This is a genomic window from Salipiger aestuarii (assembly GCF_003259905.1).
Taxonomy (GTDB): domain Bacteria; phylum Pseudomonadota; class Alphaproteobacteria; order Rhodobacterales; family Rhodobacteraceae; genus Salipiger; species Salipiger aestuarii.
The window spans coordinates 65,131-84,517 of the sequence record NZ_QLMG01000017.1; the positions used below are offsets into that span (position 1 = coordinate 65,131).

Here is a 19,387-nt window from a genome sequence, read left to right on the forward strand (position 1 = left end):
GCGGCGGGCAAGGCGCTCTATGACGCCGGGTCAGAGCTTGTGGCCGGCGTCGCGGTGTCGGGCCGGATGCGCAGCGCCCGCAGCGCGTTCAGGATGACGGCCACATCAATCACTTCCTGGATCAGCGCGCCCTGCACCGGGCTCAGAAACCCCAGCGCCGCCGCCATCATGCCCGCGACCGACAAGCCAATTCCGGCAACAACGCTTTGCACGGCGATACGGCGGGACCGGCGCGCGATCTCGATCCCGGTGGCAAGGCGGTCGACCTGATCGACCAGAAGAACGACATCCGCTGCTTCGGCCGAGGCTGCAGCCCCCCGTGCCCCCATCGCAACCCCGACATCGGCGGCGGCCAGCGCAGGCGCATCGTTCACCCCGTCGCCGACCATCATCACCGGTCCTGACGTGCGTTCGGACAGGACAAGATGCACCTTGCGCTCGGGCGTCAACCCCGCGCGCACCCCGTCAAGGCCAAGCCCCTGGGTCACGCGCTCTGCCACCGCCGCCCGGTCGCCCGTCGCCATCAGGATACGCGCCACGCCGTTGCGCCTTAGCCTGGCAAGCATGGCATCCGTGCCCTCGCGCAGCGGATCGGCCATGACAAGGTGTCCGGCCATGCGGTCATCCACAGCCACCGCAACAAGGACCGATCCGGCGACATGCGGCGGAATCCCGCCCGCCCCATCGCCAAGCCGACCGGCGACAAAATCCTCGCCGCCGACGATCACCCTGTGGCCCTGGACCGCGCCGGCGACGCCTTCCCCCGGCGTTTCCGTCACCTCTGACGGGACGGTCAGCGCGATGCCCCGCGCCTTTGCAGCCGCAACCAGAGCCCGTGCCACCGGGTGTTTCGACGCCTGATCGAGCGAGGCGGCCAGGCGCAGAATTTCGGTCGCGTCCATGCTGCCGGTGCTGTCGACGGACACGATCCGAGGGCGGCCATCGGTCAGCGTGCCGGTCTTGTCGAGGATCAGCGTGCGGATCCGCGCCATCGTCTCCAGCGGCGCCGCGCCCTTGACGAGCACTCCGAAATGCGCCGCGCGCGACAATCCAGCGACCAGCGCCACCGGCACGGCCAGGATCAGCGGGCAGGGCGTGGCCACGACCAGCACCGCGACCGCGCGGATCGGATCGCCGGTGAACCACCACGCGGCCCCGGCAATCGCGACGGTCGCCCCCAGAAAGCCCAGCGACCAGCGGTCCGCCAGCCGGGCCATGGGCGCCTTGGAGCGCTGCGCCTGGTCCACCAGCCGCACGATCCCCGCATAGGTGCTTTCGCTGGCCCGGCGCGTGGCGCGCAGATCGAACGGTTTGCCGGCATTGGTGGCGCCGCTCATGGCCTCGGCCCCTTGCGAAAGACGGGCGGGCAGCGATTCACCTGTAAGGGCGGCGGTGTCCAGGAATGCCATGTCCGACGCGACCGTGCCATCGACAGGCACCACGTCGCCCTGGCGGATCAACAGCAGATCGCCCGGTAGGATGTCCTCCAGCGGCACCTCTGCAAGAGCGCCGTCGAGATGTCTGTAAGCGGTGCGAGGGACGCGCGACAGCAGGGCGCGCATGTCCCGACGGGCACGGCCTTCGGCAAAGCTTTCCAGAAAGCTGCCACCGGAATACATCACCGCGACCACAGCGGCGGCCAGGGTTTCGCCAAAGGTCAGCGCCGCTGTCATCGACAGGGCCGCGACGATGTCCAGCCCGACCTCGCCGCGCCAAAGACTGCGAACGATGTCGACGCCAAGCGCCATCAACACCGGAATGACGCCGGCGCTCCAGACAAGGCCGGCCGCATCGGGTCTGTTGCCGACATAAAACCCCAGCCCCGCTACGAGGCCGGCGAAAGAGATCGACAAAAGCGCCGTTTTTATAAGGTCGTGCGTGGCTTTTTTCATGCGCCTCCATGGGGCCCGTCCTGGCTGTCTGTAGCGTGGCACCGCAAGTCCGCGAGCCGCGTTTCGGGTGCCGAGGTCATCATCGCGCAAGAAACCGGGCACGTCGAGACCCCGCCGCCGTTCAGGGCCGGCACCACAGGACCAGCGCCACCGGCCCCGCGGACCCCGGCGACCTGATCTTCGACCTCGGTGGTGTCGACGCGCGCCACGGCCAGAGGGTTGGCCGGCCCAGGCCCCGCGGGATAGACCAGCTGCGGCAGGGGCGCATTGCGACCAGCGCCCGCAGATCCGGGTGTTGCCCAAGGTCCCCCAGTGCCGGGGTCGCGGTCAGCAACCGGATCGCGAACCCGGCGGCGCTATGTATTACCGCGCCCTGGGTGATGCGATAAACGATGCCAGTCGCGCCGGGCTGAAGGGCGGGCGCATTGTTGCGGTCGTTTCCGGATCCGGCCCGACCCATCTGTCCCTCGATCGCCCGGGAACAGACGGGCAACCGGGATCACGCGGAAGGACCGTCCAGCAGCGCTTGAAATTCGCGCCATTCGCCCTTGGACATGCCCGAGCTTTCCTGCGTGACCGCTTCGCCCTTCAGCATCCGGCGAATGCAGTCCATGCCCTTGCCCGAAAGCTGGGCACCGCCCAGGCGGTAATCCTCGAACGCGGCGTAGGCGGCGGGCACCCAGTCGCGCACCAGGTCGCAGATCGCATCCGCATAGACGCGGATTTCATACTGCGCATGCGTGTCGGCGCGCAGCCGCAGGAAATGCAGCAGGTTGTGCAGATCCACCTTCCAGTACCACTGCGTATAGATGTTCGCGGGCAGGTTCATCCGCGCCAGTTCACGCGCAAGCCCCTGCTGCCCCTCGGTCGAGATCATCTCGGCGTAATGGTCATAGGCGCTCCCGGCATCGTCGCGCAGGATGCGCAGCACGCGGTCAGCCTCGGCGCCTGACAGCGTTTCGCCGCGCCCCTGATGGTTGAGCGCCGATTGCGCCGCCAGATGTTCAGGCTCGGGGACATAGAATTCCCGGTCAAGGATCGAATAGCGGGCGGAATATTCGTTCACATTGGCGGTGCGGTGGCGAATCCACTGGCGCGCGACAAAGATCGGCAGCTTCACATGCAGCTTGATTTCGCACATCTCGAATGGGGTCGAATGCCAGTGCCGCATCAGGTAGCGGATCAGCCCTTCGTCGTTGCTGACCGACTTGGTGCCTCGCCCGTAGCTGACCCGCGCGGCCTGACAGATCGCCGCGTCGTCACCCATGTAATCCACCACGCGGACGAAGCCGTGATCCAGCACGGGGATCGCGGTATAAAGATGCCGTTCCATCCCCGGAGCGGTGGCGCGCAGCGTCTCACGCGGGGCGGCGCGCTCGGCGTCGATTTCGGCCTGCTGTTCGGGGCTGAGCGGCATGGGAGTCCTCTTGCAGCTGTGTCTTGTGCGTCGGTCTACACGCAAACCAGCGCCCAATGGAAGCATCCGCAAAAGATCGTGGCCCGCCGGGGTGGCATTGCTGCCGCACCTGCGTCGTATCGGTCCGGCCGGTCTGCACGAAAAGTTGACATGGGTCCTCGCAGCTCTGTTACTTGCGGCAAAGACATGCGGACAACAACGCATAAACAAAAGTTGAGGCAGCAGAATGATCACCCGGTTCGCAATCGCCCTGGCGATTCTAGGCGCGCTTTCCGCGTGCAACGGCAACACCAGTTCCGGCGACGACGAAAGCACCGACGAAGACACCGTTGAGGAGCCCGACAGCTTTCCGCTGCCCGGCTCGCGCGTGAACCCGACCGCCAGCCAGTCCATCACCCGCATGGAGGTCGATGACGGCGCCGGCAATGGCATGATCGTCGATCCGACATACGACCCCGATACCGACACATTTTACGTCGACAACCTCGCCTTTGACGGCGCGAACACCTACGCGCGCGCCGATTTCAGCCCGCTCGCCGAGATCACCGGCGCGCTCGGCCCCTTCGCGGTTTACGAAAATGCCGATACGGTCACCGATCCCGTGAACGGCGACGTCATTCCGCAGTTGCAGCACAAGGCGATCTACGCGGTCAGCCAATCGGGCCAGACAGAGCTGGCGATCGTTCGCACGGGGGCTTTTGTCGATTACGGATTTGGCGGCTTTGTGTACCAGCGAAACGGAGGGGTCACGATCCCGACCTCCGGGCAGGCAAGCTATTCGGGATCCTATGGGGGCCTGCGCGATTACCAGGGCACGGGCAAGATCGAATACAGCACCGCCGACGCGCAGGTGTACATTGATTTCGAAGACTACAACGAGGGTGACGGTGTGCGCGGCGCAATCACTGATCGCCGGATTTACGACAGCAACGGCGTCGATATTTCGACCGATTATGTGAACATTCCGACGATCCAGTTCGAGATCGGCCCGGGCGTGGCCCGCAGCAATGGCGAAATGTCCGGTACGGCCTTTTCCATGGTGGATGGCGCCACCCATGAAACCGGATCGTTCTACGCCGTTCTGTCCGACGGTGCCGACAACGACGTGACGGCCGAAGAAATCGTCGGCATCATCGTGATAGAGGGAACCGTCGGCGACACTCTGGCCCGCGAAACCGGCGGCTTCATGGTCACTCGCTAAGCATCCCCAGGGTCCGCGCGATCATGCGACCGCTCATCCATCGCAAGACGATCCTGGCCGTAGCCGGTCTCTGTGCCCTCATGGGCGCGGGGGCGGCGGTGCTTGCGGATGAAAACGTGGCGCTCGGAGCGGATGCGCTGCGCGTCAGGGCGTTGCAGGCCTATGGTGCCGGGCGGCCCGATGTTGCGCTCAGCTGGGCGCAGGCGCTGGTCAAACGCGACAGCACCGACTTTGACGCCCAGTTGCTGCGCGCCCGCGCCGCGCGCGATCTGTCCGACTGGACCGAGGCGCGGGCGGGGGCGGCCGCCCTGCGCGGCCTTGCCGTGACCGACGACCAGAGCTTTGCCGCCGCGATGATCAGCGCGCAGGTGGCCAGTTCGCAGGGGCATCACGGCATCGCGCAGCTGCGCCTGCGCCAGGCGATACAGGTCAGCCCCGATGAAACCCTCAGGAAAATCGCCGAGCGTGATTTCCTGTATGTGCGCGCCCGTAACCCTTGGGCTGCCGATCTGAGCTTTTCGGTCTCGCCTGCCAGCAACGTCAACAACGGCTCGCGTCAGGCGACGGGCACCTTCGATCTGCCGTATTTCGGCGTGGTCGAGGCCGAGCTTCAGGGCAGCGCGCAGGCGCTTTCGGGAACGGAATTCGCCAAATCGCTCGGTCTGCGCTACCGGCTGCACGAAGATGCGCGTCACCGGCAGACCGACGTGATGCTGGCGCTCTCGCATTCGGGCTTTGTGCTGTCCGACGATGCTCGGGACAAGGCGCCTGACGCCGAAGGCGCGGATTTCGCCTTTGGGGTGGCACAGCTGTCTCTGGCCCATCGCGGCGTCGCGGGCGATGCGAAACGGCCGTTTCAGCTGGCGGTTTCGCTGGGCAAGACCTGGTACGGAGCCGAAGAATATACCGGCTTCACGGATGTTTCCGCAGCGCAATCCTGGACGCTGGGGGGCGCACAGGCGGTGGTGATCAGCGCTGGGGTGCGGGGCGAAACCGCGCTGGATCCACGCACGGCCGATTCCGAATCATGGCGCCTTGGGGCCGGTTGGCGCCAGGCGGTCGGTGAGGCCGGCCATCGGCTTGGCCTTGATCTGACGCGCTCCGACCGCAGTTCCGACCGCGCCTCGCTGGATTACGGCAGCTGGACCGCAGGGGCGCGGGTTGCGCTGGGGCAGCCGGTCCTGGGGCTGGGCCTTGAATTCGCTGTGACCGCCGGCACCCGCGATTACGCGCGCGGCCCAGTCGCGGGGCAGGGGCGTCTGGACACCACCCTCGGCGCGCAGGTCACCGCCGAATTCAAGCAGCTGGATTACTACGGATTCGTGCCCACGCTGACTGTGCAGGGCGAGCGCACCGAATCGGATTACGGCCAGTATGACGCCGAAGAATTCGGGCTGAAACTGGGGCTGCGGTCGGCGTTCTGAACGGACAGGCTCGACTTATCCGCGCCGCTCTCTAGTCTTTCCGGGACATCGAACGGAAAGGAACCATCCCCATGGGCATCAAATATCTGCACACCATGGTCCGGGTCAAGGATCTGGACGCGTCTGTGGCCTTTTACAAGTTGCTGGGCCTGGTAGAACGGCGCCGCACCGACAGCGAAAAGGGGCGATTCACGCTGGTTTTCCTGTGCCCGCCCGACCAGAACGACGGCACGGCGGATGTCGAACTGACCTGGAACTGGGATGGCGACGACGGGCTGCCGTCCGATTCGCGCCACTTCGGCCATCTCGCCTATTCCGTGCCCGACCTTTACGATCTGTGCGAGACGCTACAGGCCGCGGGCGTGACCATCAACCGGCCGCCCCGCGATGGGCACATGGCGTTTGTCCGGTCGCCCGACAATATCTCGATCGAGCTGCTGCAACAGGGCGACGCGCTTGCGCCGAGGGAGCCCTGGGCCAGCATGGCGAACGTCGGGCATTGGTAGGGGCGGCGCTCCGGCTGGCGGCGGTTGTCGCGTTTTGTGTCGCGGCATCGTCCGCGGCACGGGCCGAAGGCTGCCGGCTGGCGCTGCTGCTTGCGCTCGACGTGTCCTCTTCGGTGGATGAGGCGGAATACAGGCTTCAAAAAGAAGGGCTCGCGGCGGCGCTGTCGGACCTTGACGTGCGTCGCGCCCTGCTTGAGGGCGACGAACGCGTGGCGCTTGCGGTTTATGAATGGAGCGGGCGGCGCCAGTCGACGGTGGTGCTGGACTGGGTGCTGCTGGCCGATGAGGCGGCGTTGCAGCGGGCGGTCGACACCGTGCTGGCCGCGCCGCGCAGCCATGATCGTTTCCCCACCGCGATGGGGTTCGCGTTGGGTTACGGTGCCGGGGTGCTGGAACGTGCGCCCGCCTGCACCCGCCAGGTGATCGATGTGTCGGGCGATGGAATCACCAACGACGGCTTTCGCCCGCAACAGGCCTACGCCCATTTTCCCTTTGCCGGCGTGACCGTGAACGGCCTTGCGGTTCTGGGGTCGGACCCGCGCGTTGTTCATTATTTTCGCGGCGAGGTCGCCCATGGGCCGGGTGCCTTTGTCGAGGTTGCCGAAGGGTATGCGGATTTTCGCCGCGCCATGACGTTGAAACTGTTCCGCGAACTCAACGACATGATTGTCGGCGCGCTGACCCGCTGACGCCCGCTGCCGATGGGCGCAAAATGCGACCGCGCTGTGATTGCGGCGTTGTGTCGCGGCGATTCCGTGGTAGCCTTCCTCTTGAGGAGGAACGCTCATGACACTTTATCTGCTTGGCCTGTGCGTGGGGCTCGTCATCATGGCGCCGTTGATCATGCTTGCGCTTTATGCCGGAACGCTGGGGCGCAAAGGCGCCGCTGCCCCGTCCCCCGCACACGATTTCCAGCCCGGCCTGCGGGTCGTTGCAGGGGCAGACGCGCGCTGACCATGAAGCCCGTTGCGATGCCCACCGCAGAGGGGAAGGGATCGCAACGTGGCGCGACCGTGTTTGCATTGGTCACGTTCGCGCCGCGACCGACCCGATCGAAGGGCCGGGTTCCTGGGGCCTGATCAAGCCGGTCAAGCCCTGGACGTTCTGCGCGTGGCATGCCGACGCGCGACAGGCCGATCTTCCCACGGTTCTCAAAAGTTTGGCCGGCGCTACTCTGGCTGAAGGCGTCGGTTTGACGCGGCAGCTTTGGTGTTGCGGGGCGGGCAATGCAGCTTCGCTGGCGATCTGACCCGCAGAGACCGCGGCGGCCGATGCCGCCGCTGGCGCGTCAGTAGATATAGCGAATCTGATCTGTCCAGAACCGTTCCAGCCGGCGAAGGCCGTTGTTGATCATGTCGAGCCCGTCAAGGTCGATGACGTTGCGCCCTTCCAGGCCCTCTGAATGGCGTTCGAACAGGGTTTGCACCGTATCGCGCACCTCGCGCCCCTGGACGGTCAGCTTGACCCGCACGGAGCGGCGGTCGATCTCGCACCGCTGGTGGTGCATATAGCCCATTTCGACCAGTTTCTTGAGGTTGTAGCTGACGTTGCTGCCCTGATAGTAGCCGCGCGATTTCAATTCGCCCGCCGTCACCTCGTTGTCGCCGATATTGTAAAGTAGCAACGCCTGCACGGCATTGATCTCGATAACGCCGGTACGCTCGAACTCGTCCTTTATCACGTCGAGCAGCAACCGGTGCAGCCGTTCGACAAGAGACAGCGTCTCAAGATACCCGGCCATGTAACCGCTTAGCGGCTTGTTGCCCATGGAGGCATGAATGCTCATAACCGTCTCCGCCTGATTTACATCTCAGGCAGATTTCGGGCAAAATCACCAAGATTGCGTTAAATCGCGGCGGATTATTGGAAAAATCAGGGCGTGCAGGCGGTGGCCTTGATGTCCGCGATCATCAAGCGCAGCCGTTCCGGGGCGGGCAGCTGCCCGGAAACCCATTGATACAGGTCCTGGTCATTCTCTTCGAGCAGGACCTCGTAGGTGTCGAGCATAGGCCCATCCATACCCGCCAGCCGGGCATCGGCGTAACGCACCAGAATGATGTCCATCTCCTTGATCCCGCGCCGCATGGACCGCATCCGCAGACGTTTCAGACGGTGCTCGGCCGGCTCGTTCTCGGGCGGGCGGACAGGCGGGATCTGGGCAAAGGGAAGCTGGGTCATATGGTGTCCTTCAGGATCTGGCGCAGCGATTTTTCCAGCCGTGCAAGGCGGTCCTGCGCAGTCTTCATCTGGGCGCGAAGCTCGCGGATGTCCAGCAGGGCCTCGCGCAGATCCTGCGGCAGAACGTCCGGCGCCGCGTCGGGGCCGGGCACGCCGTCGCCTTCGCCGGTGAGCAGCCAGGCCACCGACACGTCCAGCAATCGGGCAAGGGTTTGCAACCGGTTGGCGCGCGGTTCGGACAGGTCGTTTTCCCAGCCTTGCAACGTCTTGAGCTTGACATCGAGCCGACGCGCCAGCGCGACCTGAGACATGCCCGCCGCGTCGCGCGCCGCTGCCACGCGATCACCGAAGGTGGCGGCGTCGGGGCCGTACCAGTCGTCTGTCATTGCGCCGTCCTCGTCAGTTCAGGGCGCCATGCCGCAGCATCGGCGGGCAAGCGGCTTGAACGGGTGCGGGGGGCATCCTATGACAGTCGGGACCTCAATACAAACGGTGCCCCCATGGCCTTTCTGTCCGATACCCTCGCCCGCGTGAAACCGTCGCCCACGGTCGCGGTGACCCAGCTTGCCGCCGAGCTCAAGGCGCAGGGCAGGGACGTGATCGGCCTTGGCGCCGGAGAGCCGGATTTCGACACCCCCGACAACATCAAGGCCGCCGCGATTGCCGCGATCCACGCGGGCAAGACCAAATACACCGCCCCCGACGGCATCATCGAGCTGAAACAGGCGATCTGCGACAAGTTCGCGCGGGAAAACGGGCTAAGCTATGCGCCCGCGCAGATCAGCGTCAGCACCGGCGGCAAGCAGGTGCTGTACAATGCGTTCATGGCGACGCTGAACCCCGGCGACGAGGTCGTCATCCCCGCGCCCTACTGGGTCAGCTACCCCGATATCGTCAAGCTGGGGCAGGGCACCCCCGTCATCATCGACGGCCAGCCCAAGCTTGGCTACAAGATCACCGCCGATCAGGTCGCGGCCGCGATCACGCCGAAAACCAAGTGGTTCCTGTTCAATTCGCCCAGCAATCCCACCGGCGCGGGGTATTCTCGTGCCGAGCTGAAAGCGATCACCGATGTGCTGATGAAGCACCCGCATGTCTGGGTGATGACCGACGACATGTACGAACACCTGGCCTATGACGGGTTCGAATTCTGCACGCCCGCGCAGGTCGAACCGGCGCTGTATGACCGCACGCTGACGGTGAACGGCGTGTCCAAGGCCTATGCCATGACCGGCTGGCGCATCGGCTATGCGGGCGGCCCGGTCGACCTGATCACCGCCATGCGCAAGATACAGTCGCAATCCACCACCAACCCCTGTTCGATCAGCCAGTGGGCCGCGGTCGAGGCGTTGAATGGCCCGCAGGATTACCTTGCGCCGCGCGCCGAGGTGTTCAAGCGTCGCCGCGATCTGGTCTGTGAACGGCTGAACGCCATTCCCGGCATCGCCTGTCCGGTGCCGGAGGGGGCGTTTTACGTCTATCCGTCGATCGCGGGGTTGCTGGGCAAGACGTCGTCCGGGGGCGCGCTGATCGCCGACGACGCGGCCTTTGCCAAGGCGCTGCTGGAAGAAGCCGGCGTCGCGGTGGTGTTCGGCGCGGCCTTCGGCCTGTCGCCCAATTTCCGCATTTCCTATGCGACCTCGGATGCCGCCCTGGAAGAAGCCTGCACGCGCATCGCGACCTTTTGCACGGGGCTTGCATGACCGCCGGTCTGCCGCGGCATTTCTTTCGCGTCCGCGACAATGGCGCGGCGGTGTTTCGGGTCGATACCGAGAACCGCCAGCGCCGCATCGAGATGGAGCAGATCGCGGTCGTCAATCTGAACAGGGATGAGATCAGACCCCACGGCGACCGGCAGCTTGACAAGACCGATCTGGCGGCGATCGGCGCCTGGATCAGCGACCGCAAGGCGCTGCTTGCGATGCGCGACATCGATGACATCCATCGGGCTGTCGATCACCTGAACATGACGGCGCAGTGGGCACAGTCAAAGGCGTCCGACGATCAGCTGGAGGCGGTGACCGACGCGCTGCTGCTGGCGATGCACGACCTGCGCACGGTACTGGTGCGCAAAAAGGCGGACCGGCTCGGATAGGGCCAGAGTTCAGGCAGGGGCCGGAGTTCAGGGGGGGGCGGAGTCAGGCAGCAGGCGCCGTCAGGCCGGGGCCGGGCGCAGCCGCATCCGCGCGTAACCCATCCAGAAGCTTGTCCATGCCGAGAAACCGGCGAGCTTCAGCAAATCTTCGGTGGCATAGGACGAATCGCCCAGCAGATCGAAATCCGTGATCACCGACAGCCCCATGAAAACCAGCGCGGGCCACAGACCGGCCGTGCCGCGCTTGCCGCACTCGCGCAGCGTAAGCACCAGAATGGCCGCGCCGAGCAGCGCATAGACCGCCACGAACGCTGCTTCGGGCAACCCGGTGACGTGGGGCAGGACGCGTTCGTGCAGCATGAACTGATCGTCCACCGCCATTGTCAGCGACAGCACCGCGACCAGCACCGCAACGCTGCGGCGGGCCTGGACTGTCAGAGCGGTCACCAGCGCCACCGCCCCCGCAGCGACCAGCAGCGAAACGGTCAGCCATGTTACGCCGCCCGCCATCGACGGCAGGTCAAAGACCGCCGCGACATCGCGCAGCACGTCGCCTGAAGACAAACCCTGGCGCTTGCCGATCTCGATCAGCACGCCTCCGACGGCTGCGCCGGCAAAACCGATGGCGGTGGTGATACCGGCGAATTTCGCGGCGGAAAACGCAGGTTTCGTGTCGCTTGGCGGGCGTTTCAGCGTCGTCATTCTGTCTCCATGGCCTTGCGGTGCGGTTGCGCGCACCGAAAGTCGGCCCATAAACCATCTTTTGAGCGGTTAGGCCAGTGACACCTGTGTGAGTGATTGTCGTGGGGCAGGAAACACTCCCGGCGTTTCGGCTCGTCTGTCGCGCAATCGGCATCGCAAGCCGCGCCAGGTGCCGGGGCAGGCGCCATTTCGTTGACGAATGGTGCAACGCTGCTAGGATTTCCCGCAGTGCTTTCCGACAGATCGGATTTCCTTGGGGGATAGATAGAATGCGCACAGTCAGTTTTCTTGCCACCGTGGTGGCCCTTAGCTTTTCCGCGTCCGGCGCCTTTGCCTGGAACGATGCCTATACCGGCGATGCCACCGCCGATCTGAGTCGCCAGCCGCTGGTGCAGGCCTGGCCGCAGGGCAATTACTGTCCGGGTGGCAAACAGCCGGTGATCCTTGGCGGGGTGATCTGTTGCGGCATTCCCACGGCGGGCGCCTATTACGATCCTGCGCCGTCGAGGCGCGTCTACAGGGCAAAACCGGCGGTCCGCAAATCCTACCTGCCCCGCGCCTATGCGCCGGTCGGGGAAAAGGGTGTCGTCTACCAATAGTCGTGTCCCGCGCCGGGATAGGTCGGGCTGACCGGCATCGCGGCCCTCAGGGCCGCGGCGGTTACCATCTGCGCCTTCCGGCCTTGGCAAGACCCTGCGGGCCGCGTATACGCGCGGCCTGAACCAATCGCGGGGATCCGGACATGCAAGGCAGCGCCAATCTGAACATCATGATCAAGGCGGCACGCAAGGCGGGGCGGTCTCTGGTAAAGGACTTTCGCGAGGTCGAGAACCTTCAGGTCTCGATGAAGGGCGCGGGCGACTTTGTCAGCCGCGCCGACATCGCGGCGGAAAAGATCCTCAAGGAAGAGCTGCTTGGCGCGCGGCCCACCTACGGCTGGCTCGCCGAAGAGGGCGGCGCGCAGGATGGCGTGGATCCCACCCGTCGCTGGATCGTCGATCCGCTGGACGGGACCACCAATTTCCTGCACGGCATGCCGCATTGGGCGATTTCGGTCGCGCTGGAACACAAGGGACAGATCGTCGCGGGCGTGGTCTATGACGCCGCGAAGGACGAGATGTTCTATGCCGAAAAGGGCGCGGGCGCCTGGCTGAACGACTCGCGCCGCCTGCGGGTGTCGGGCCGCGCGCGGATGATCGAGGCGGTGTTCGCCACGGGCATCCCCTTTGCCGCCAAGAACACGCTGCCCGCGATGCTCAAGGATCTGGGCCGGTTGATGCCGGAATGCGCGGGCGTGCGGCGCTGGGGTGCTGCGTCGCTGGACCTCGCCTATGTGGCGGCGGGTCGCTACGATGGCTACTGGGAACGCGAACTGAAACTGTGGGATGTGGCCGCCGGGTATCTGATCGCGCAAGAGGCCGGCGCGCTGATCGAAGGCATCCGCCCCGATCAGGACCCGTTGGAATCCGGGTCGATTCTGTGCGCGAACAATTCCATCTACACGAGTTTTTCCAAGACCATTCGCGGGGCCTGAGCTTGCCCGCCGCCTTTCGGTCCATGGGGCCGGGTCCGGGGGGCGTCAGCGATCCGACGGGTGATTGACGCCGTCGTGCCACGGGATCGGTTCATGCTCTGCCGGGTTCACGCCATCGATGGCGCCCATGTTGACCCCGTATTCGTTCGGGTTCGACCGGCGCCGGTGGTACATGTAAATGCCGCAGATCGAACAGAAATGATGCTGCGCCGTATGCGTGCCGAACTGGTACAGCGTCAGCGCGTCGTGCCCTCTGACCACCTCGATACCGCCCAAAGGGGCCGAAACCGCGGGCACCGCGCGGCGCCGGCAATAGGAACAATCGCAGCGGCGCGCGGTGCGCAGCCCGTCGGTCAATGTGACCTTCAGCTCGACGGCGCCGCAGTGGCAGGTGATCCGGACCGGGTCTGTCATCTTTTGCGTCCTACCTTGGGAATGCGTGTGGTGTCGGTGTAGCGCACCTCGGGATGCGGCGGATGTCCGCGGGTGCGATGCCAAAAGGCGGGGCCGCCCCGGCGCAGCCAGGCGGGCAGGATCAGCACCAGCCCGGCCAGAAACCCTCCGAGATGCGCCCAATACGCCACGCCGCTGCCATCGCCCGGCGCGCCGAGTTCGCCAAAGACCTGCAACCCGAACCAGATCGCCAGCACCACCCATGCGGGCACCGGCAGGATCCTGAAGAAGATGATGAGAATGACAAGGATGTCGACGCGGGCTCGCGGAAACATCAGAAGGTAGCCGCCCATCACCCCGGCGATGGCCCCCGACGCGCCGACCGTGGGCACCGGCGAAAACGGCTGGGTGACATACTGCGCCAGCGCCGCGATGACGCCGCAGCCAAGGTAGAATCCAAGATAGGTCAAATGCCCCAGCTCATCCTCGACATTGTCGCCGAAGATGTACAAAAACAGCATGTTGCCCGCCAGATGCATCCAGCCGCCATGCAGGAACATCGACGTGCCAAGACCTGCGAATCCCTGACCCTCGGAAATCAGCGCCGGAATCAGCGCCCAGTCGAAGAAAAACGCGTTGATCGCGCGCGGATCACGGAACAGTCCCCAATAGCTGAGGAAAATGGCAATGTTCGCCAGCATCAGCGTGTAGGTGACATAAGGCGTTCTGCCAGAGGGGTTGTGATCGCGGATCGGGAACATGCCGCGCACAGTGGCGTGCTGGCGTGTCAGGTCAAGCGCCATCGTGTCGTGCGAGACGGCGCGCCGGCGTCCGGCGCAGGACGTTCACATGTGACCGCCCAGCAGGGCGGCGTTGCCCCCCGATGCGGTGGTGTCGATGCAGACGTGTTTTTCCGCCCGCGCATGGCCGCTGTCGGGGGCGCCGGTAGTGAGGCTCAGGATCGCGCCGCCGCGTTGTGCCAATGCTGCGCGATAGGCCTGCGCGCTGCCATCGTCACCCCACCAAAGCGCCGATGAAATACCCGTTGTCCGCCCCAGCATCTCTGGGGACACCTTGCCCTGGGCGCAGACGGCGACACCGCCCAGACGGCGCACCGCGTCGGCCTGCGCGGCGGCACAACCGGCCCCCGGCCCAAGGCACAGTACGGGCGGGCGGGCGTGGGTGGTGTACTGGTTCGCCTCGCCGGTGGGGCCTGGCAGTTCGACGGTTTCGGACTGGGGGGCCTTGCCCGCAGCGCCGATCGCGGCGGTCAGGCGGGACGCGACCTCGGCGGTGGACCAGCTGCCCCGCAGTCTGGGCGCGGCGTGCATCCGGAAACGGTCGCAATAAAGCGGCCCGCCCGCCTTGGGGCCGGTGCCCGAAAGCCCCTCTCCGCCAAAGGGCTGGCTGCCGACGATGGCGCCGATCTGGTTGCGGTTGACGTATAGATTGCCCGCCGCGACGCGTTCGGTGACATGCTGCACCCGGTCGTCGATGCGGGTTTGCAGCCCGAAGGTCAGCCCGTAGCCGGTGGCGTTGATGGCGTCGATCACCTTGTCCAGCTCATCGGCGCGAAAGGTGGCGACATGCAGCACGGGGCCAAAGATCTCGCGGTCCAGCGCGCCGATGCCGCTGACCCGGATCATCGCGGGGGCGATGAAATGGCCGGTGCCGGGCACCGGGATTTCGTGCATCAGATCGCCCCGCGCGCGCGCGGCATCGACATGGGTTTTGATGCCGTCAAATGCCTCGGCGTCGATCACCGGGCCGACATCGGTGGCAAGATTCCACGGCTGACCGGGCACCAGCGCATCCATCGCGCCGGCCAGCATGTTGATCAGATGCGGTGCGATGTCTTCCTGAACGTACAGGCAGCGCAGGGCCGAACACCGTTGGCCCGCCGACTGAAAGGCTGATTCCACCACTGCGCGCACCGCCTGTTCGGGCAGGGCGGTGCTGTCGACAATCATCGCGTTCAGCCCGCCGGTTTCCGCAATCAACGGCGTGCCGGGCGCAAGATGTTTCGCGATCGCCCGATGGATGATCCGCGCGGTGTCGGTCGAGCCGGTAAAGGCCACGCCCGCGACGTGGCTGTCCGAGGTCAACGCCGCGCCGACATCCTCCGCACCGGGCAGCAGTTGCAGCGCGGTGCGCGGCACGCCCGCCTGGTGCAGCAACTGCACCGCCCTGTGCGCGATGAGCGATGTCTGTTCCGCGGGTTTGGCCAGCACCGCGTTGCCGGTTGCCAGCGCCGCCGTCACTTGCCCGGTAAAGATGGCCAACGGAAAGTTCCATGGCGAAATGCAGGCAAAGACGCCGCGCGCGGGGGCGGCGGGCTCCATGCCTCGGGCGGCGTAGTAGCGCAGGAAATCCACCGCCTCGCGCAGCTCGGCCACCGCGTCGCGCAGGGTCTTGCCCGCCTCGCGGTGCAACAGGGCGAAGAGTTCGCCGAAATGCGTCTCGAACAGGTCGGCAGCGGCGTTCAGGATGCGGGCGCGTTCGGACGGGGTGGCATCGAACGGGCGCGCGGCGGCACCCGCGGCGCGCACTGTGTCTGCGTTGGCCCAGGCGATCTTTCCGACGGTATCGGACGGATCGGCGGGGTTGGGAACAGGGGCCGTGGTGCCGGCCGGGGCGTCCACGGCGATCAGCGGACCGGCCTGCCAGCTGTGCGTTCGGAACGGGGCGCGGGCCGTGTCGATGCGCTTCAGCGTCGGGCGGTGCGTGAGGTCAAAGCCTTTGGAATTGGCACGCTCGGGCAGGAACAACTCGGGACCACGGGCAAGAAGGGGGCGGGTGCCTGTCGGCTCGAACGGGTCGGCGGCGACGGTTTCGGGGTCGACCTCTTCATCGACGATCTGGTTGACGAAAGACGAATTGGCGCCGTTCTCAAGCAGGCGGCGCACCAGATAGGCCAGCAAGTCGGCATGGGCGCCGACGGGGGCGTAGATGCGGCAACGGGTGCCGGTGTTTTTCACGAGCCCGTGCAGGGTTTCGCCCATGCCGTGCAGGCGTTGAAATTCAAAAGCGGTGGTCGCCACGCCACCGGCTTGCGCCATATGCAAAACGGCGGCGACGGTGTGGGCGTTATGCGTGGCGAACTGCGGATAGAGGCGCGCGGTCATGCCCAGCAACTTGCGCGCGTTGGCGATATAGGAAATGTCGGTGTTGGTCTTGCTGGTGAACACGGGAAAGCCGTCCAGCCCTTCGACCTGCGCGCGCTTGATTTCGGTGTCCCAATAGGCGCCCTTGACCAGCCGCACCATGATGCGGCGATCGTGCGCGCCCGCCAGCGCGTGAAGCCAGTCGATGGTTTCGGACGCGCGCAGCCCGTAGGCCTGCACCACCACGCCGAACCCGTCCCAGCCCGCCAGCGTGGGGGCGCCAAAGGCCGTGCCGATCACGTCCAGCGACAGCGACAGGCGGTCAGCTTCCTCGGCGTCGATGTTCAGTCCGATGCCGGCCGCCCTGGCCTGTTCGCACAGCTGCACAAGGCGGGGGACGAGAACGCGCATGACTTTGGCCTTCTGGCCTTCTTCGTAGCGGGCGAACAGCGCCGACAACTTGACCGAGATTCCGGGATTTGACGCGATGTCATCGTGCCGGGCCGCCTTTGAGATGGCGGCGATGGCTTTGGAATAGGCGTCAAGGTAGCGCAGGGCGTCGGTTTCGGTGCGCGCCGCTTCGCCCAGCATGTCGTAGCTGTAGGTGTAGCCTTTTGCCTCCATCGCTTCGCCGCGTTTCATCGCCTTTTGAATGGTCTCGCCCAGAACGAATTGCGACCCCATTTCCTTCATGGCCCGGCCCACGGCGGTGCGGATCACCGGCTCGCCCAGCCGCTTGATGGCGGTGCGAAGGTGGCCGGCCGGGCCGGGGCGGGCGGTCGGGTCCAGCACGCGGCCGGTCAGCATCAAGGCCCAGGTCGACGCATTGACCAGCGGCGAGGACGACCGCCCCATATGTTTACCCCAGTTCGACGGGGCGATCTTGTCTTCGATCAGCGCATCGATCGTTTCGTCATCAGGCACCCGCAGCAGCGCCTCGGCCAGGCACATCAGCGCGATACCCTCGTCGGTGGACAGGCCGTATTCCGCCAGGAACACCTCCATCAGGCCCGGCCTGGTGCTGGCGCGAATGTCGCGCACAAGCTGCGCGGCGCGGGTGCTGATCGCGACGCGGTCTTCGCGCGCAAGCGCGGCGGTGTCGCGCAGCCGCGCCACAGTTTCGGTTTCGGGCGCGTACATGTTCAGGTCGATCAGGGGCCGGATTTCGGGGGCAATGTCGCGGGGCATGTCTTGTCCTCGGTGATTTTCGCCATCATACAGGGATAAGAGAAGTCGTTTCGACTTAATGAGTGTCGTGGGCGCATCTTTTCGCCCGATAAGCGGGGTGATTCCGATGCAACACGATCAGGACGAATTCGACCGCTTCGACCGGGCGATCCTGACCACCCTCGCATCCGAGGGCCGACTCTCGATCACCGAACTCGCCCGGCGCATCGGGCTGTCCAAAAGCCCCACCCAGGCGCGATTGCGCAGACTCGAGGATCTGGGCGTCATTCGCGGCTACCGCGCGATCCTGGATCCGATCCGGCTGGGGCTTGACCATGTCGCCTTTGTCGAGGTGCGCATGTTCGACACCCGCGAAGCCTCGCTCGAGGATTTCAACGCAGCGGTCGCGCAGGTGCCCGAGATTGAACAGGTGCATCTGATCGCCGGGAATTTCGACTACCTTCTCAAGGTACGGACCGCGGACATGCGCAGCTATCGGCGGGTGCTGGCGGAAAAGATCTCGACGCTGCCGAATGTCTCGACGACTTCGACCTATGTGGCGATGCAGGCGGTCAAGGAATCCGGAATCGCACCCGAAACGGCCGAATAAAGCAGCCCGCGCGGGACGCGAACGGATTGTTCTTTTTCCCGACCGCGGGTAGGACACTGCGAAGGCGCCCGAAAGGGGTCTGCGGTGCGGGCGTGGTGGAACGGTAGACACAAGCGACTTAAAATCGCTAGGGCATGGCCCGTGCGGGTTCGATTCCCGCCGCCCGCACCAATTGCAGGGTGATAATGCCGCAAAAACAGCGGCATGGGTTTTTGACGAGATGCTGGCCCTCCACATAGCCCGTCAGCCTGCGCGCGGTACGCACCGGATCGTCGCGCAACCAAAGCCGGGTGCCGTCGATCTGCGTGCCCTCTGGGACCGACCCGCGCGCCACCCATTTGCGCAGGGTCGGGCGGCTCACGCCGAACAACGCGGCGTCCTCTGCCTTCCTGACCATCAGGGGGTGGGCCTCGGCATGGATGGTGCGGTGGCCTTGGCCATGGTCGCACGCTCCGTTCTCTGCGGGCTTTCTCACTCCGCCCTCTTTGTCACCGACGCGTCGACGTCTGGCGCGGGAGAAAAGCCGGGACAGAGATTGTTGAGCTACTAAGCTACTCTTTTCATCGGCTGATCGGGGGTTTGTTGTTTCAATTTTGTGCCGGTAGATCACGGCGGGTGGTTTGCCGCCAAGTGAGGAATGCGGGCGCTTGTGATTGTAGAACTCGATCCATTTCCTGAGCCCCGGGACCTGCCAGGGGGTTTTTCCTCCCGTTGATCAGAGCCCGACCTAACTTGAGGACGGCCAATGAAGCGAACAAGATTTACGGACGAACAGATCATCGGCATCTTGGCTGGGCACGAGGCTGTCGCGAAGTGTGCCGCTAGCACGGCATGTCGGAAGGCACGTTCTATAACTGGAGAGCCAAATTTGGTGGCATGACGGTTTCGGAAGCCAAGCGGCTGAAAGCGCTGGAGGACGAGAACGCAAAGCTCTGGAAGCTGCTGGCCGAGCAGATGCTGGATCTGGCGGCGATGAAGGAACTGGTTTCAACAAAGGGGTGACGCCTGCGGTGAAGCGCGAGGCAGTTGCGCAGCTGAAGGCCCTGGTCGGAGTGTCGGAGTGTCGGAGCGGCGGGCGTGCCGGATTTCGGGGGCTGATCGCAAGATGGTCCGCCCCTCGGCGCGAACCGGTTTCGTTCTGGATGCCCCCGAACAGGCATCCAT

At 65.3% G+C, this 19,387-nt stretch carries 19 protein-coding genes, 1 tRNA gene and 2 pseudogenes; 12 read left to right on the forward strand and 10 right to left on the reverse strand.

All coding sequences use genetic code 11. The features are described from left to right. Positions 1-17: 17 nt before the first annotated feature. Positions 18-1,892 (reverse strand): heavy metal translocating P-type ATPase, encoded by a 1,875-nt coding sequence (locus tag ATI53_RS10830; protein ID WP_111550394.1) that lies wholly within the window; start codon positions 1,890-1,892, stop codon positions 18-20. A 499-nt stretch (positions 1,893-2,391) separates the two neighbouring features. Further along, on the reverse strand, positions 2,392-3,309 hold the full coding sequence (thyX, locus tag ATI53_RS10840) for an FAD-dependent thymidylate synthase (RefSeq protein WP_009503413.1): 918 nt from the start codon (positions 3,307-3,309) through the stop codon (positions 2,392-2,394). A gap of 226 nt (positions 3,310-3,535) precedes the next feature. On the opposite strand from thyX, the gene ATI53_RS10845 reads away from it, so the two are divergent. The 5 genes from ATI53_RS10845 to ATI53_RS23255 all read left to right on the forward strand — a co-directional run bounded on the left by ATI53_RS10845 (position 3,536) and on the right by ATI53_RS23255 (position 7,394). Then, positions 3,536-4,510, forward strand: a complete 975-nt coding sequence (locus ATI53_RS10845) for a hypothetical protein (protein ID WP_111550396.1) — start codon at positions 3,536-3,538, stop codon at positions 4,508-4,510. 23 nt (positions 4,511-4,533) lie between these two features. Next, on the forward strand, positions 4,534-5,934 hold the full coding sequence (locus ATI53_RS10850) for a porin family protein (RefSeq protein ID WP_146609912.1): 1,401 nt from the start codon (positions 4,534-4,536) through the stop codon (positions 5,932-5,934). A gap of 71 nt (positions 5,935-6,005) precedes the next feature. After that, positions 6,006-6,440 (forward strand): VOC family protein, encoded by a 435-nt coding sequence (locus ATI53_RS10855; protein WP_111550404.1) that lies wholly within the window; start codon positions 6,006-6,008, stop codon positions 6,438-6,440. Beyond that, the gene (locus ATI53_RS10860) at positions 6,434-7,129 is read left to right on the forward strand and encodes a DUF1194 domain-containing protein (protein ID WP_009503418.1); all 696 of its coding nucleotides are present in this window, start codon (positions 6,434-6,436) and stop codon (positions 7,127-7,129) included. The genes ATI53_RS10855 and ATI53_RS10860 overlap by 7 nt, the downstream gene beginning before the upstream one ends. Before the next feature lie 97 nt (positions 7,130-7,226). Next, complete coding sequence (locus ATI53_RS23255) at positions 7,227-7,394, forward strand: hypothetical protein (protein WP_009503419.1); 168 nt, start codon at positions 7,227-7,229, stop codon at positions 7,392-7,394. Between the two features lie 334 nt (positions 7,395-7,728). On the opposite strand, the gene ATI53_RS10865 is transcribed toward ATI53_RS23255, so the two are convergent. The 3 genes from ATI53_RS10865 to ATI53_RS10875 form a co-directional block, all read right to left on the reverse strand. Next, positions 7,729-8,226: a MarR family winged helix-turn-helix transcriptional regulator gene (locus tag ATI53_RS10865; RefSeq protein WP_009503420.1), complete on the reverse strand. Its 498-nt coding sequence runs from the start codon at positions 8,224-8,226 to the stop codon at positions 7,729-7,731. An 86-nt stretch (positions 8,227-8,312) separates the two neighbouring features. Further along, positions 8,313-8,618 (reverse strand): succinate dehydrogenase assembly factor 2, encoded by a 306-nt coding sequence (locus ATI53_RS10870; protein ID WP_009503421.1) that lies wholly within the window; start codon positions 8,616-8,618, stop codon positions 8,313-8,315. Next, entirely contained in the window at positions 8,615-9,004 is a 390-nt protein-coding gene (locus ATI53_RS10875; RefSeq protein WP_009503422.1) for a helix-turn-helix domain-containing protein, read from the reverse strand. Before ATI53_RS10875 ends, ATI53_RS10870 begins: the two co-directional genes overlap by 4 nt. Positions 9,005-9,118: 114 nt before the next feature. Here ATI53_RS10875 and ATI53_RS10880 point away from each other — a divergent pair, with 114 nt between their 5' ends. Further along, on the forward strand, positions 9,119-10,321 hold the full coding sequence (locus tag ATI53_RS10880; RefSeq protein ID WP_111550398.1) for a pyridoxal phosphate-dependent aminotransferase: 1,203 nt from the start codon (positions 9,119-9,121) through the stop codon (positions 10,319-10,321). Next, positions 10,318-10,713, forward strand: coding sequence for a hypothetical protein (locus tag ATI53_RS10885; protein WP_009503424.1), 396 nt, complete (start codon positions 10,318-10,320; stop codon positions 10,711-10,713). The genes ATI53_RS10880 and ATI53_RS10885 overlap by 4 nt, the downstream gene beginning before the upstream one ends. Positions 10,714-10,773: 60 nt before the next feature. Here the strand turns inward: ATI53_RS10885 and ATI53_RS10890 are convergent, their stop codons facing one another. Continuing rightward, positions 10,774-11,415 (reverse strand): DUF8692 domain-containing protein, encoded by a 642-nt coding sequence (locus ATI53_RS10890; protein ID WP_152334934.1) that lies wholly within the window; start codon positions 11,413-11,415, stop codon positions 10,774-10,776. Positions 11,416-11,684: 269 nt separating this feature from the next. Between ATI53_RS10890 and ATI53_RS10895 the strand changes: the two genes are divergently transcribed. Together ATI53_RS10895 and ATI53_RS10900 are read left to right on the forward strand one after the other, a co-directional pair. Beyond that, positions 11,685-12,014: a hypothetical protein gene (locus ATI53_RS10895; RefSeq protein WP_009503426.1), complete on the forward strand. Its 330-nt coding sequence runs from the start codon at positions 11,685-11,687 to the stop codon at positions 12,012-12,014. Positions 12,015-12,157: 143 nt separating this feature from the next. Beyond that, positions 12,158-12,949 (forward strand): inositol monophosphatase family protein, encoded by a 792-nt coding sequence (locus ATI53_RS10900; RefSeq protein WP_009503427.1) that lies wholly within the window; start codon positions 12,158-12,160, stop codon positions 12,947-12,949. A gap of 45 nt (positions 12,950-12,994) precedes the next feature. Here the strand turns inward: ATI53_RS10900 and ATI53_RS10905 are convergent, their stop codons facing one another. The 3 genes from ATI53_RS10905 to putA form a co-directional block, all read right to left on the reverse strand. Beyond that, a complete protein-coding gene (locus tag ATI53_RS10905; RefSeq protein WP_009503428.1) occupies positions 12,995-13,363 on the reverse strand; it encodes a GFA family protein in 369 nt (122 codons plus the stop codon). Beyond that, a complete protein-coding gene (locus tag ATI53_RS10910; protein WP_111550406.1) occupies positions 13,360-14,103 on the reverse strand; it encodes a rhomboid family intramembrane serine protease in 744 nt (247 codons plus the stop codon). The genes ATI53_RS10905 and ATI53_RS10910 overlap by 4 nt, the downstream gene beginning before the upstream one ends. Before the next feature lie 84 nt (positions 14,104-14,187). Next, positions 14,188-17,634 (reverse strand): bifunctional proline dehydrogenase/L-glutamate gamma-semialdehyde dehydrogenase PutA, encoded by a 3,447-nt coding sequence (gene putA / locus ATI53_RS10915; RefSeq protein WP_111550400.1) that lies wholly within the window; start codon positions 17,632-17,634, stop codon positions 14,188-14,190. Positions 17,635-17,740: 106 nt separating this feature from the next. On the opposite strand from putA, the gene ATI53_RS10920 reads away from it, so the two are divergent. Together ATI53_RS10920 and ATI53_RS10925 are read left to right on the forward strand one after the other, a co-directional pair. After that, complete coding sequence (locus ATI53_RS10920) at positions 17,741-18,223, forward strand: Lrp/AsnC family transcriptional regulator (protein ID WP_034451829.1); 483 nt, start codon at positions 17,741-17,743, stop codon at positions 18,221-18,223. 86 nt (positions 18,224-18,309) lie between these two features. Then, positions 18,310-18,394, forward strand: a tRNA-Leu gene (locus ATI53_RS10925). Here the strand turns inward: ATI53_RS10925 and ATI53_RS24370 are convergent. After that, a pseudogene (locus tag ATI53_RS24370) lies at positions 18,351-18,896 on the reverse strand (helix-turn-helix transcriptional regulator); the annotation flags it as partial. The gene ATI53_RS10925 and the pseudogene ATI53_RS24370 sit on opposite strands and share 44 nt — an antisense overlap. 72 nt (positions 18,897-18,968) lie before the next feature. On the opposite strand from ATI53_RS24370, the pseudogene ATI53_RS10935 reads away from it, so the two are divergent. After that, positions 18,969-19,387, forward strand: a pseudogene (locus ATI53_RS10935) (transposase); the annotation flags it as partial.